Origin of the sequence: Vibrio sp. 10N.286.48.F5 (assembly GCF_041469785.1) — a bacterium.
Taxonomy (GTDB): Bacteria; Pseudomonadota; Gammaproteobacteria; order Enterobacterales; family Vibrionaceae; genus Vibrio; species Vibrio crassostreae_C.
The window spans coordinates 138906-153020 of sequence record NZ_JBFRLG010000016.1 but is presented as its reverse complement, the minus strand read 5'-3'; the positions used below and the strand labels follow the sequence as shown (position 1 = coordinate 153020).

Annotated in this window: 10 protein-coding genes; 9 read left to right on the top strand and 1 reads right to left on the bottom strand. The window is 44.9% G+C overall.

Annotated elements, in window-relative coordinates:
- Positions 1-250 precede the first annotated feature (250 nt).
- From secE to rpoC, 8 genes are all read left to right on the top strand, one after another.
- The gene (gene secE, locus AB4185_RS11665; protein ID WP_010435558.1) at positions 251-628 is read left to right on the top strand and encodes a preprotein translocase subunit SecE; all 378 of its coding nucleotides are present in this window, start codon (positions 251-253) and stop codon (positions 626-628) included.
- Positions 629-641: 13 nt separating this feature from the next.
- A complete protein-coding gene (gene nusG / locus AB4185_RS11660) occupies positions 642-1190 on the top strand; it encodes a transcription termination/antitermination protein NusG (RefSeq protein WP_010435556.1) in 549 nt (182 codons plus the stop codon).
- 213 nt (positions 1191-1403) lie between these two features.
- Positions 1404-1832, top strand: coding sequence for a 50S ribosomal protein L11 (gene rplK / locus AB4185_RS11655; RefSeq protein WP_010435555.1), 429 nt, complete (start codon positions 1404-1406; stop codon positions 1830-1832).
- 4 nt (positions 1833-1836) lie between these two features.
- Positions 1837-2541 (top strand): 50S ribosomal protein L1, encoded by a 705-nt coding sequence (gene rplA / locus AB4185_RS11650; protein WP_017060523.1) that lies wholly within the window; start codon positions 1837-1839, stop codon positions 2539-2541.
- Positions 2542-2791: 250 nt separating this feature from the next.
- Positions 2792-3286 (top strand): 50S ribosomal protein L10, encoded by a 495-nt coding sequence (rplJ, locus tag AB4185_RS11645; protein ID WP_017060524.1) that lies wholly within the window; start codon positions 2792-2794, stop codon positions 3284-3286.
- Between the two features lie 57 nt (positions 3287-3343).
- Entirely contained in the window at positions 3344-3712 is a 369-nt protein-coding gene (gene rplL, locus AB4185_RS11640) for a 50S ribosomal protein L7/L12 (RefSeq protein WP_017060525.1), read from the top strand.
- Positions 3713-3947: 235 nt separating this feature from the next.
- Positions 3948-7976: a DNA-directed RNA polymerase subunit beta gene (gene rpoB / locus AB4185_RS11635; protein ID WP_017060526.1), complete on the top strand. Its 4029-nt coding sequence runs from the start codon at positions 3948-3950 to the stop codon at positions 7974-7976.
- Between the two features lie 92 nt (positions 7977-8068).
- Positions 8069-12271, top strand: coding sequence for a DNA-directed RNA polymerase subunit beta' (gene rpoC, locus AB4185_RS11630; RefSeq protein WP_017060527.1), 4203 nt, complete (start codon positions 8069-8071; stop codon positions 12269-12271).
- Between the two features lie 330 nt (positions 12272-12601).
- Here rpoC and AB4185_RS11625 read toward each other — a convergent pair whose 3' ends face one another.
- A complete protein-coding gene (locus AB4185_RS11625; protein ID WP_032546263.1) occupies positions 12602-13099 on the bottom strand; it encodes an Rsd/AlgQ family anti-sigma factor in 498 nt (165 codons plus the stop codon).
- A 165-nt stretch (positions 13100-13264) separates the two neighbouring features.
- Between AB4185_RS11625 and nudC the strand changes: the two genes are divergently transcribed.
- Entirely contained in the window at positions 13265-14074 is an 810-nt protein-coding gene (gene nudC / locus AB4185_RS11620; protein WP_372111397.1) for an NAD(+) diphosphatase, read from the top strand.
- The last annotated feature ends 41 nt before the right edge of the window (positions 14075-14115 follow it).

Sequence of the window (14115 nt, the reverse complement as noted above, 5' to 3'; positions counted from 1 at the left end):
GGTGTTGTAGCTAAAATCTTTGCATAAGATTTGACGAACCACTAGTAAAAAGGGCATCATTTGATGCCCTTTTTCTGCGCTAAAAAAAGAGTTGGATGTTTTGACATCGATTTTTGCTCTTAGCAAAGAATTAAACGGTCTTTTTGACTAAAATGACTGTTAGATGTGTTGTTTTGCAACGCAAAGGAATGTGCCCTGCAACAGCGGGGTTATTGTCGTCTATATTTAAGACTTATCACAGGTTGGTTTTATGAAAGCAAACGCTGAAACTCCTGATAGCTCAGGTGCAGCAGATACAATGAAGTGGATTGTCGCTTTTGTTCTGTTGGCTGCTGCTGTTGTGGGTAATTACCTGTATGGTGAATTGTCTGTTGTAATTCGCGCTGCAGGTGTAGTTGTGCTGATTGCTGCCGCACTAGGCGTTGCAGCAACAACAACTAAAGGTAAAGCTGCGATCGATTTTGCAAAAGAATCTCGTATGGAGATTCGTAAAGTTGTTTGGCCTACTCGCCAAGAAACTATGCAAACTACATTGATCGTTTTAGCTGTATGTATTGTTATGTCTCTAGTGCTTTGGGGAATTGACGGCATTATGGTCCGTCTAGTTTCTCTAGCAACTGGGGTGTAGAGGGTTCTGATTCATGAGTGAAGCTCCAAAAAAACGTTGGTATGTAGTTCAAGCCTTTTCTGGCTTTGAAGGTCGTGTTGCACAGTCGCTACGCGAGCATATTAAAATGCACAACATGGAAGAACTATTTGGCGATGTGCTAGTACCTACTGAAGAAGTAGTGGAAATGCGTGCAGGCCAACGCCGTAAAAGTGAACGTAAATTCTTCCCTGGCTACGTATTAGTTCAAATGATCATGAATGATGAATCATGGCACTTAGTACGCAGCATTCCGCGTGTTATGGGCTTCATTGGTGGTACCTCTGATCGTCCTGCACCAATCACTGATAAAGAAGCTGATGCTATCTTGAACCGTCTAGAGAAAGCGAGCGAGTCTCCACGTCCTAAGACAATGTTCGAAGCGGGTGAAGTGGTTCGTGTGAACGATGGTCCATTTGCTGACTTCAACGGTACTGTTGAAGAAGTAGATTACGAGAAAAGCCGCATTAAGGTATCTGTATCGATCTTTGGTCGTGCAACACCGGTTGAGCTTGAATTTGGTCAGGTTGAAAAACTGGACTAAAACTCTAAGTTTTGAACAAGCTGTGGATAAATACTTCATAAGTTGTTCAAAATAAAAGAGTATAAAAAATCACCTTTTTAGGGTTGTTAAAGGCGCGAATTATGATTATAATTTCGCGCCTTTTTGCTTCTGTGGAAGTGAAAAAGAGTTAATTGAATTTATGGGGAGCTCGCCTTGCGGCTAGCGCATGTACCCAAAATATTAGGAAATATCATGGCTAAGAAAGTTGAAGCTTATATCAAACTGCAAGTTGCAGCTGGTATGGCAAACCCAAGTCCACCGGTTGGTCCTGCTCTAGGTCAACACGGCGTGAACATCATGGAATTCTGTAAAGCGTTCAACGCAAAAACAGAATCTGTTGAGAAAGGTCTACCTACTCCAGTAGTTATTACTGTTTACAACGACCGTTCTTTCACGTTCGTAACTAAGACTCCACCTGCTGCTGTTCTTCTTAAGAAAGCTGCTGGCGTTAAGTCTGGTTCAGGTCGTCCAAACACTGAGAAAGTTGGTACTGTTACTGACGCTCAAGTTCAGGAAATCGCAGAAACTAAAGCTGCTGATATGACTGGTGCTGACATCGAAGCAATGAAACGTTCTATTGCTGGTACTGCTCGTTCAATGGGCCTAGTGGTAGAGGGATAAGATCATGGCTAAACTTACTAAGCGTATGCGCGTAATCCGCGACAAAGTTGACTCAACTAAAGAATACGAAATCAGCGAAGCTGTTGCTCTTCTTAAAGAACTAGCGACTGCTAAATTCGTTGAGTCTGTAGATGTTGCTGTTAACCTAGGCATCGATGCTCGTAAATCTGACCAAAACGTTCGTGGCGCAACAGTGCTACCTCACGGTACTGGCCGTGACATACGCGTTGCTGTTTTCACTCAAGGTGCAAACGCAGAAGCTGCTAAAGCTGCTGGCGCAGATATCGTTGGTATGGAAGATCTTGCTGAGCAAGTGAAAAAAGGCGAAATGAACTTCGACGTAGTTGTTGCTTCTCCAGATGCAATGCGTGTTGTTGGTCAACTAGGTACAATCCTAGGTCCACGCGGCCTTATGCCAAACCCTAAAGTTGGTACTGTAACTCCTAACGTTGCTGAAGCGGTTAAGAACGCTAAAGCTGGTCAGGTTCGTTACCGTAACGACAAGAACGGCATCATCCACACTACTATCGGTAAAGCATCTTTCGAAGCTAGCCAGCTTCAAGAGAACCTAGAAGCTCTTCTAGTTGCTCTTAAGAAAGCTAAGCCTTCTTCAGCTAAGGGTTCTTACCTGAAGAAAGTAAGCATCTCTACTACGATGGGTGCTGGTGTTGCTGTTGATCAAGCTAGTCTTGACACTCAAGCAAACTAATTTGCTTAGGCGCAGATTTAGTGTATACTTCTGCGCCTAATATTTGTGGTTGGGTGGTTTTAAAGCAATTTGAAATCATCTATCCCAAGACCGTAGGCGCTGTCGATTTTCATTAGATTATTGATAGCTTAATAAAACCTACGTAGGCGATGTTGTGGTTTGAAGTGGATTTATTCACTTTTAAATAACATCGTAAACGCTCAATACATTTTGTATTGGGTGCTGTAATCACAACCAGAGGTTAATCCAAATGGCTTTAAATCTTCAAGACAAAAAAGCAATTGTTGCTGAAGTCAACGAAGCTGCCAGTGGTGCACTTTCTGCAGTTGTAGCTGATTCTCGTGGCGTTGAAGTTGGCGCAATGACTTCTCTACGTAAACAAGCTCGCGAAGCGGGTGTTTACATGAAAGTTGTTCGTAACACACTAGCACGCCGTGCGGTTCAGGGTACAGACTACGAGTGTCTAGTAGACACTTTCACTGGTCCAACTCTGATCGCGTTCTCTAACGAGCACCCAGGTGCTGCAGCGCGTCTTTTCAAAGACTTCGCTAAAGAGAACAAAGATTTCGAGATCAAAGCTGCTGCATTTGAAGGCGCAGTTACTGATGCTGAAGTACTAGCGACACTACCAACTTACGACGAAGCTATCGCACGCCTAATGATGTGCATGAAAGAAGCTTCTGCTGGCAAGCTGGTTCGTACTATCGCTGCACTACGTGACCAAAAAGAAGAAGCAGCGGCTTAAGCCTTGCTTTTCACTGGTTGCAAATTAAACTTATTGTTGACTTAAAAGAGAATTGTTATGTCTATTACTAACGAGCAAATCCTAGACGCAGTTGCAGAAATGTCTGTAATGCAAGTTGTTGAGCTTATCGAAGCTATGGAAGAGAAATTCGGCGTTTCAGCTGCAGCTGCAGTTGTAGCTGGTGGCGCAGCTGGCGGCGACGCTGCTGCTGAGCAAACTGAATTCGACGTAATCCTAACTGCTGCTGGCGCTAACAAAGTACAAGTTATCAAAGCTGTACGTGGCGCAACTGGCCTAGGTCTTAAAGAAGCTAAAGGTCTTGTAGACTCAGCTCCTGCAGCGCTTAAAGAAGGCGTTGACAAAGCTGAAGCTGAAGCTCTTAAAGCACAGCTAGAAGAAGCTGGCGCTTCTGTTGAAATCAAGTAATTATTACTTAATTTCATAGCCGCAAGGCTAATGGCTGGTGGTTTATTAACCACCGGCCTTTTTGCGCTGTAGGGCTATGACGAAATTTCCGCTGTTTAACCGTCATAATCCGAGCAAAAAAACAGTCATTTTTTCGAAATGATTGTTCACTACCACTAAACAGCTGTTTGTCACCACCCCCTCTGAAGAGTGTTTTGGGTGGTTTGGGTCACTTATCAGCGAGCTGAGGAACCCCATGGTTTACTCTTATACCGAGAAAAAGCGCATCCGTAAGGATTTTGGTACTCGTCCACAAGTTTTGGACATTCCATACCTGTTATCGATCCAGCTTGATTCTTTCGACAAATTCATCGAACAGGATCCAGAAGGTCAATACGGTCTTGAAGCTGCTTTCCGTTCTGTATTTCCAATTCAGAGCTACAACGGCAATTCTGAGCTGCAATACGTTAGCTACCGTCTTGGTGAGCCAGTTTTTGACGTTAAAGAATGTCAAATCCGCGGTGTTACTTACTCAAAGCCACTACGCGTAAAACTACGTCTAGTTATCTTTGATCGAGATGCACCAGCAGGTACTGTAAAAGACATTAAAGAACAAGAAGTCTACATGGGCGAAATTCCGCTTATGACAGACAATGGTACTTTCGTAATTAATGGTACCGAGAGGGTTATCGTATCCCAGCTGCACCGAAGCCCAGGCGTGTTCTTCGACAGTGATAAGGGTAAGACCCACTCATCAGGTAAAGTTCTTTATAACGCACGTGTAATTCCTTACCGTGGCTCATGGTTAGACTTTGAGTTCGATCCTAAGGATAACTTATTCGTACGTATCGACCGTCGTCGTAAGCTACCAGCATCGATTATTCTTCGTGCACTTGGTAAATCGACTGAAGAGATCCTTGATCTGTTCTTCGACAAAGTGAACTTCGAAGTGAAAGACCAAACTCTTCTTATGGAGTTGGTTCCTGATCGTCTACGTGGTGAAACTGCGTCATTCGACATCGAAGCAAACGGTAAAACTTACGTTGAGACTGGTCGTCGTGTTACTGCTCGCCATATCCGTCAACTTGAAAAAGATGGCGTTGAGCACATCGAAGTACCAGTAGAGTACATCGTTGGTAAAGTTGCATCTAAAGATTACATCAACGAAGCAACTGGCGAGATCATCGTTGGCGCGAACCAAGAGATTAGCCTAGAAGCTCTTGCTAACCTGTCTCAAGCAGGCCACAAGGCTCTACAAACTCTGTTCACGAATGACCTAGATCACGGTCCATTCATGTCAGACACTCTACGTGCAGATAGCACAGTAGATCGCATCTCTGCATTGGTAGAAATCTACCGCATGATGCGTCCTGGCGAGCCACCAACGAAAGAAGCTGCAGAGTCTCTATTCGAAAGCCTATTCTTCTCTGAAGAACGTTACGACCTATCAACTGTAGGCCGTATGAAGTTCAACAGCTCTATCGAGCGTGAAGAAGAAGAAGAGCGCGGTACTCTGGATGAATCAGACATCATCGAAGTGATGAAGAAACTGATTGGTATCCGTAACGGTATTGGTGAAGTGGACGATATCGACCACCTTGGCAACCGTCGTATCCGTTCTGTAGGTGAAATGGCAGAAAACCAATTCCGTGTTGGTCTAGTTCGTGTAGAACGTGCCGTTAAAGAGCGCCTAAGCCTTGGTGACCTTGATGCAATCATGCCTCAAGATCTTATCAACGCTAAGCCGATCTCTGCTGCAGTTAAAGAATTCTTTGGCTCTTCACAGCTTTCACAGTTCATGGACCAAAACAACCCATTGTCAGAAGTTACGCACAAACGTCGTATCTCTGCTTTAGGTCCTGGTGGTCTTACTCGTGAGCGCGCAGGCTTCGAAGTACGTGACGTTCACGTAACTCACTACGGTCGTCTATGTCCGATCGAAACGCCTGAAGGTCCAAACATCGGTCTAATTAACTCACTATCTGCGTTTGCACGTTGTAACGATTACGGTTTCCTAGAAACTCCGTACCGTCGTGTAGTAGATGGTGTAGTAACAGAAGAAGTTGATTACCTGTCTGCAATCCAGGAAGGTCAATTCGTAATCGCGCAAGCAAACACCATTCTTACTGAAGAAGGTACGTTTGCAGATGAGCTAATCACAGCTCGTCAAAAAGGTGAATCTGGTCTTCACCCACGCGATCACGTTGACTACATGGACGTTGCGACAAACCAAGTAGTATCTATCGCTGCTTCGCTTATCCCGTTCCTAGAACACGATGATGCGAACCGTGCATTGATGGGTGCCAACATGCAACGTCAAGCTGTACCAACACTTAAGGCTGATAAGCCTCTAGTAGGTACTGGTATCGAACGTAACATCGCAGTTGACTCTGGTGTTACAGCGGTTGCTAAACGTGGTGGTCAAGTTCAGTCTGTAGACGCTTCTCGTATTGTAGTTAAGGTTAACGAAGATGAATTGGTACCTGGCGAAGCTGGTATCGATATCTACAACCTAACTAAGTACACGCGTTCGAACCAAAACACATGTATTAACCAACGTCCAACTGTACTTCCTGGTGAACCAGTTGCACGTGGCGATGTTCTTGCTGATGGTCCTTCAACAGACCTTGGTGAACTAGCTCTTGGCCAAAACATGCGTATCGCATTCATGCCTTGGAACGGTTACAACTTCGAAGACTCGATCTTAGTATCTGAGCGCGTAGTTCAAGAAGACCGTTTCACGACAATCCACATCCAAGAACTATCTTGTGTGGCTCGTGATACTAAGCTGGGTTCTGAAGAGATCACAGCTGATATTCCAAACGTAGGTGAGTCTGCTCTGTCTAAACTAGACGAGTCAGGTATCGTTTACATTGGTGCTGAAGTTAAGGGTGGCGACATCCTAGTTGGTAAAGTAACCCCTAAAGGTGAAACTCAACTGACTCCTGAAGAGAAGCTGCTACGTGCTATCTTCGGTGAGAAAGCATCTGATGTTAAAGATACTTCTCTACGTGTACCAAACTCTGTTTCGGGTACTATCATCGATGTACAAGTCTTCACTCGCGATGGCGTAGAGAAAGACAAGCGTGCACTTGAAATCGAACAGATGCAGCTTAAAGAAGCTAAGAAAGACCTAACTGAAGAGTTCCAAATTCTTGAGGGTGGCCTTCTTAACCGTGTTAAAGCTGTACTTCTGTCTGGTGGTTACTCTGAAGCTAAGCTTGATACTATCGGTCGTAAGCAATGGCTAGAGCAAGTTCTAGAAGACGATGCGCTACAAACACAGCTTGAGCAACTTGCTGAGCAGTGGGATGAGCTAAAAGCAGACTTCGATAAGAAGTTTGAAACTAAGCGTCGTAAAATCACTCAAGGTGATGATCTAGCGCCTGGCGTTCTTAAGATTGTTAAAGTTTACCTAGCGGTTAAACGTCGTATCCAGCCTGGTGATAAGATGGCCGGTCGTCACGGTAACAAAGGTGTAATCTCTAAGATTAACCCTGTTGAAGACATGCCATACGATGAGAAAGGTCAGCCTGTAGACATCGTACTTAACCCGCTGGGTGTACCATCGCGTATGAACATCGGTCAGATCCTAGAAGTTCACTTAGGTTTGGCTGCGAAAGGTATCGGTGACAAGATCAACCAAATGGTTAAGGAACAACAAGAACTGCATAAGTTCCGTGAGTTCCTACAGAAGGTTTACGATCTTGGTGATACTCGTCAGAAAGTTGATATTGCTGAACTGTCTGATGATCAAGTTCGTACACTGATCAAGAACCTACGTGGCGGTCTACCGATTGCTACTCCTGTGTTCGACGGTGCTTCTGAGTCTCTAATCAAAGAACTACTTAAACTGGGTGATCTGCCAGAATCTGGTCAGCTTAAACTGTTTGATGGTCGTACTGGTGATTCGTTTGAGCGTCCTGTAACTGTTGGTTACATGTACATGCTGAAACTGAACCACTTGGTTGATGACAAGATGCATGCTCGTTCAACTGGTTCTTACAGCCTAGTAACTCAGCAACCACTTGGTGGTAAAGCTCAGTTCGGTGGTCAGCGTTTCGGTGAGATGGAAGTATGGGCACTAGAAGCATACGGTGCTGCATATACTCTACAAGAAATGCTAACAGTTAAGTCAGATGACGTTAACGGCCGTACTAAGATGTATAAGAACATCGTAGACGGTAACCATAGCATGGAACCTGGTATGCCTGAGTCGTTCAACGTACTGTTGAAAGAGATTCGCTCGCTAGGTATCAACATCGAGCTAGAAGACGAAGAGTAATCCCTCCTTCTTTTTAAAAGAAGATAGGATTATTTGGTAAAAGGGAGCTTGCTACAGCAGTGAGCTCCTTTAACTCCTTACAGGAGCTGAATGTGAAAGACTTATTAAACTTTCTAAAAGCACAGCATAAGACCGAAGAATTTGATGCAATCAAAATCGGTCTATCTTCACCAGACATGATCCGTTCATGGTCTTTTGGTGAAGTTAAAAAGCCGGAAACAATTAACTATCGTACGTTCAAACCTGAACGTGATGGTCTGTTCTGTGCACGTATTTTTGGTCCAGTTAAAGACTACGAATGTCTTTGTGGCAAATACAAGCGCCTGAAGCACCGTGGTGTTATCTGTGAGAAGTGTGGCGTTGAAGTTACACAAACTAAAGTTCGTCGTGACCGCATGGGCCACATCGAGCTAGCTTCACCAGTTGCTCACATCTGGTTCCTAAAATCACTGCCGTCTCGTATCGGTCTACTAATGGATATCCCTCTACGTGATATCGAACGTGTTCTTTACTTCGAGATGTACGTAGTAACTGAACCAGGTATGACTGATCTAGAAAAATCTCAGATGCTTACTGAAGAAGAGTATCTGGATCGTCTAGAAGAGTGGGGTGACGAATTTACTGCTAAGATGGGTGCTGAAGCGATCAAAGATCTGCTTGCAACAATGGACCTTCATCAAGAAGTGGAAGAAATGCGCGAAGAGTTAGAAACGACTAACTCAGAAACTAAGCGTAAAAAAGTTACTAAGCGCCTGAAGCTAGTTGAAGCGTTCATTGCATCGGGTAACGATCCGCAATGGATGATTCTGACTGTACTTCCGGTTCTGCCGCCAGATCTACGTCCTCTAGTACCACTAGATGGCGGTCGTTTTGCGACTTCAGATCTGAACGACCTTTACCGTCGTGTGATCAACCGTAACAACCGTTTGAAGCGCCTTCTAGAGCTAGCTGCTCCGGACATCATCGTACGTAACGAAAAGCGTATGCTGCAAGAGTCTGTTGATGCACTTCTAGATAACGGTCGTCGTGGTCGTGCTATCACTGGTTCTAACAAGCGTCCTCTGAAATCTCTTGCTGATATGATCAAGGGTAAACAAGGTCGTTTCCGTCAGAACCTTCTAGGTAAACGTGTAGACTACTCTGGCCGTTCTGTAATCACAGTAGGTCCATACCTTCGTCTACATCAGTGTGGTCTTCCTAAGAAGATGGCACTTGAGCTATTTAAGCCGTTCATCTACAGCAAGCTAGAAACTCGTGGCATGGCTACGACAATCAAAGCTGCTAAGAAGATGGTAGAGCGCGAAGAAGCTATCGTTTGGGATATCCTGGACGAAGTAATCCGCGAACACCCAGTACTGCTTAACCGTGCACCTACACTTCACCGTCTAGGTATCCAAGCGTTTGAACCAGTACTAATCGAAGGTAAAGCGATTCAGCTTCACCCACTAGTGTGTGCGGCATACAACGCCGACTTCGATGGTGACCAAATGGCGGTACACGTGCCTCTAACTCTAGAAGCACAGCTTGAAGCACGTACACTGATGATGTCGACGAATAACATTCTGTCGCCAGCGTCAGGTGATCCGATCATCGTACCTTCTCAGGACGTTGTATTGGGTCTTTACTACATGACACGTGACAAGATCAACGTGAAAGGCGAAGGTATGTACCTTGCTGGCCCTGCTGAGGCTGAAAAGGCATACCGTACTAAGACTGCTGAGCTACACGCTCGCGTTAAAGTACGTATCACCGAAACTGTAGTAGACGAAGATGGTAACAGCACTACTGAAACGAAGATGGTTGATACAACTGTCGGCCGTGCAATGCTATGGCAAATCGTTCCAGCTGGCCTACCGTACAGCATCGTTAACCAAAAGTTAGGTAAGAAGCAGATCTCTACTCTTCTTAACGAGTGTTACCGTAAGCTTGGTCTAAAAGATACAGTAGTATTTGCTGACCAAATCATGTACGCAGGTTTTGCATACGCTGCACTTTCTGGTGTTTCTGTAGGTATCGACGATATGGTTGTACCTCAAGCGAAATACGATGAAATTGAATCTGCTGAAGAAGAAGTTCGCGAAATCCAAGAGCAATTCCAATCTGGTCTTGTTACTGCGGGTGAGCGTTACAACAAAGTTATCGATATCTGGGCATCTACGAATGACCGCGTTGCGAAAGCAATGATGGATAACCTATCTTCTGAAACAGTTATCAACCGTGACGGCGAAGAAGAACAGCAAGAATCGTTCAACAGCATCTACATGATGGCCGACTCGGGCGCACGTGGTTCTGCAGCTCAGATTCGTCAGCTAGCAGGTATGCGTGGTCTGATGGCGCGTCCAGATGGTTCAATCATCGAAACGCCGATCACAGCGAACTTTAAAGAAGGTCTAAACGTCCTTCAGTACTTTATCTCAACGCACGGTGCTCGTAAGGGTCTTGCGGATACAGCACTGAAAACAGCAAACTCGGGTTACCTAACTCGTCGTCTAGTAGACGTTGCTCAAGACGTTGTAGTACACGAACATGACTGTGGCACGCATGAAGGTATCGACATGATGCCTCACATCGAAGGTGGTGACGTTAAAGTTGCACTTTCTGAGCTTGCTCTAGGTCGTGTAGTAGCTGAAGACGTTCTTAAGCCTGGTACTGAAGATGTACTGATTCCACGTAATACTCTGATTGATGAGAAGTGGTGTCAAATCATGGAAGACAACTCAGTAGATAGCATGAAAGTGCGCTCTGTTGTTACCTGTGATGCAGACTTCGGTTGTTGTGCACAGTGTTACGGTCGTGACCTAGCACGTGGTCACCTAGTGAACCAAGGTGAAGCAGTTGGTGTTATCGCTGCACAATCTATCGGTGAACCGGGTACACAGCTAACGATGCGTACGTTCCACATCGGTGGTGCGGCATCTACTGCAGCAGCAGAGAATAGCATCCAAGCTAAGACAACTGGTACTGTGAAACTTCACAATGCTAAGTTCGTAGTTAACAAAGATAAGAAACTGGTTATCACTTCTCGTGCATCTGAGATGACGATTATTGATGAATTCGGCCGTACTAAAGAGAAGCACAAACTTCCTTACGGTTCGATGCTAACCAAAGGCGACAACGCAGCAGTTACTGCTGGTGAAGTTGTAGCTAACTGGGAAGCGCATACCATGCCAATCATCACTGAAGTGGCAGGTCGTATCCAATTCGTAGATATGATCGATGGTATTACAGTTTCTCGTCAAACTGACGATCTAACGGGTCTTTCTTCAAGTGAAGTTACAGACGCAGCAGCTCGCCCAGCAGCAGGTAAAGATATGCGTCCAGCTATCAAACTTGTTGATGAGCAAGGTAACGACGTAATGATCCCTGGTACTGATATGCCAGCTCACTACTTCCTACCTGGCAAAGCGATTGTAAACATCGAAGATGGCGCTGAAGTTGGCATCGGTGACACACTATCTCGTATCCCTCAAAAATCGAGCGGAAACAAAGATATCACCGGTGGTCTACCACGCGTAGCTGACCTATTCGAAGCTCGTAAGCCTAAAGAGCCTGCGATCCTTGCTGAGCACACAGGTACTGTGTCTTTCGGTAAAGAAACGAAAGGTAAGCGTCGTCTAGTAATCACTCGTGAAGGCGGTGACGCTTACGAAGAGATGATTCCTAAGCATCGTCAATTGAACGTGTTCGAAGGTGAGAAGATTGAACGTGGTGATGTAATCGCCGACGGTCCTGAAACTCCACACGATATCCTGCGTCTACGTGGTATCCACGCAGTAACTCAGTACATCGCGAACGAAGTTCAAGAAGTTTACCGCTTACAAGGCGTAAAGATTAACGATAAGCACATCGAGACTATCGTTCGTCAAATGCTACGTAAGTGTACAATCACTCATTCTGGTGACTCTCCGTTCCTACCTGGCGAACAAGTTGAGTACCACAATGTTAAGATTGCTAACCGTAAGCTAGAAGCTGAAGGTAAAGAACTAGTACGTTTCGAACGTGATCTACTAGGTATTACTAAAGCATCTCTTGCAACTGAGTCATTCATCTCAGCTGCATCGTTCCAAGAAACGACTCGCGTACTAACAGAAGCTGCGGTTTCTGGTAAGCGTGATGACCTTCGCGGCCTGAAAGAGAACGTAATTGTTGGTCGTCTGATCCCAGCTGGTACTGGTTTCGCATACCACCAAGAGCGTCAAAAACAACGTGAAGAAGAGCAAGAAGGTCCTTCAGCTGAACAAGCTACTGACAATCTAGCAGCACTTCTAAACGCTGGTTTCTCTTCAGAAGAGTAAGTTCTACGAGTAGTCTCTAAGAGATAAGAAAAAGGCACCTTCGGGTGCCTTTTTTGTATCTGGCGTATTGGTATTTAGCTATGACTTATAAAGTGATAGGTGTGCTTATCTAGCTGGTGAGGTTGGATTTATGTCCTGAAGAGTGCTCTTTGAGGCCAGTAAGATAAAGGGTAGAGATGACTAGGCTGATTAGGGCTGTAACCATATGCTTATGGCTAAAGGTCAGGGCGAGCGAGTAAGCTCTGTCTGAAAGGTTCTGGGTAGTTTGGATAACCTTACAGACAAAACAAAAAGCTTGCACAGAGGCAAGCTTATTAAGGATTCGGCTAACTAAGCGCCTGGTGGAATCGCTAAACTGTCTGCAATAAGCTGGATAAGATTATCTTCTACTTCAAAACGTAGTTCGAGTAGTTCACCTACTTTGGACATATCTCCTTCGAAGTTAGGCAACTCATCGTCTGCATTTACTTTAACGTACTTATCATTGAATTCTAGAAGCGGCTCGGTTGTAAGTACGATCTTCGCGTAAGTTGTATCAATCTCGTCATTGGTTTTAAAGCCTGTTGCTTGCCATTTTTTCATGACCATATCGTAGATCTTAAAATGACCCTCTGAGATATAATCGACAACATGATCACAGAATGAGCTTATTTCTTTAGGGGAAGGGAGTTCAACAACGTTTGATTGCCCGTTGCTAGCTGGCTGCAAGGCACCTAGCTTACAATACTCAACGATTAGAGACTGTCGAGTTTCGAGCCAATGATCGATGACCTCATTAGAGCCACCCCATTGTTCTTGTATTTGTTTGAATTTATTTAGCATGACCATGTCCTCATGATCTGATCACAACCTTGTGATCAAGTAATTGCCTAAGCAGGGTCCGTTTTATTGGTAGCTACTAAAAGTAATAGCTTGAAATATTCTCTGCTACAACTCTAGTATGAAATTAGATTGCCAGTAAAATGAACGAACTGCAAGCAATGAGGCATAGGGATGTTAAAAAAAAGTGATAACAAAATGACAGAGCAAGCTTATTGGTGCGTCGTTTCTGGTAGTGATATTTGGGTTAATAATGATCAGTTTCCGTTTGGCTCTGCTGAAGAGCTTGGGCTGAGTGTGGAGCATGCAATCTGTATTGGTCAGCATCAAGGTCGCAAGGTGTATTGGCTCAACGATTGTGATGTGGAGAATGAGCTGAACATGGTTAGCCTAAGAGAGTTACTGCACTGGCCTGAAGTGAGTTTCTTGACTGCAAGCAAAGCCATCCAATATGGGCATATGACTCAAAGTATGCGTTTTTGCCCTCAGTGTGGTGGTCGAAATCATCTCAACCATAACCAGGTGGCGATGCAGTGTGGAGATTGCCGCACACTTCATTATCCTCGTATCTTCCCGTGCATCATTGTCGCTGTACGAAACGACAACAAGATATTGCTTGCGCAGCACCCAAGACATAAGACAGGTATGTATACCGTGATAGCGGGCTTCCTAGAGGTCGGAGAGACCTTAGAGCAGTGTGTGGCAAGAGAAGTCAAAGAAGAAACGGGTATCGATGTCGATAATATTCGTTATTTTGGCAGCCAGCCATGGGCGTTTCCATCGAGTATGATGATGGGCTTTCTCGCAGATTATGCTGGTGGTACGCTCAAGCCTGACTACAGCGAGCTATCGGATGCTCAATGGTTTGACGTAACAAGCCTGCCTGATGTTGCTCCTGTTGGAACCATTGCGAGACAGTTGATTGAGAAAACCGTTGATGACGTGATGAAAGATGGTGTGACTGAGCAGATACTAGAGCACTAATTTGCCTGTGATAGTATTTGGCCTATGGGTGATCAAAAGCT

Coding starts and splice junctions, on each gene's coding strand:
- secE (WP_010435558.1), top strand. CDS start 251: ATGAAAGCAAACGCTGAAACTCCTGATAGCTCAGGTGCAGCAGATACA.
- nusG (WP_010435556.1), top strand. CDS start 642: ATGAGTGAAGCTCCAAAAAAACGTTGGTATGTAGTTCAAGCCTTTTCT.
- rplK (WP_010435555.1), top strand. CDS start 1,404: ATGGCTAAGAAAGTTGAAGCTTATATCAAACTGCAAGTTGCAGCTGGT.
- rplA (WP_017060523.1), top strand. CDS start 1,837: ATGGCTAAACTTACTAAGCGTATGCGCGTAATCCGCGACAAAGTTGAC.
- rplJ (WP_017060524.1), top strand. CDS start 2,792: ATGGCTTTAAATCTTCAAGACAAAAAAGCAATTGTTGCTGAAGTCAAC.
- rplL (WP_017060525.1), top strand. CDS start 3,344: ATGTCTATTACTAACGAGCAAATCCTAGACGCAGTTGCAGAAATGTCT.
- rpoB (WP_017060526.1), top strand. CDS start 3,948: ATGGTTTACTCTTATACCGAGAAAAAGCGCATCCGTAAGGATTTTGGT.
- AB4185_RS11625 (WP_032546263.1), bottom strand. CDS start 13,099: ATGGTCATGCTAAATAAATTCAAACAAATACAAGAACAATGGGGTGGC.
- nudC (WP_372111397.1), top strand. CDS start 13,265: ATGTTAAAAAAAAGTGATAACAAAATGACAGAGCAAGCTTATTGGTGC.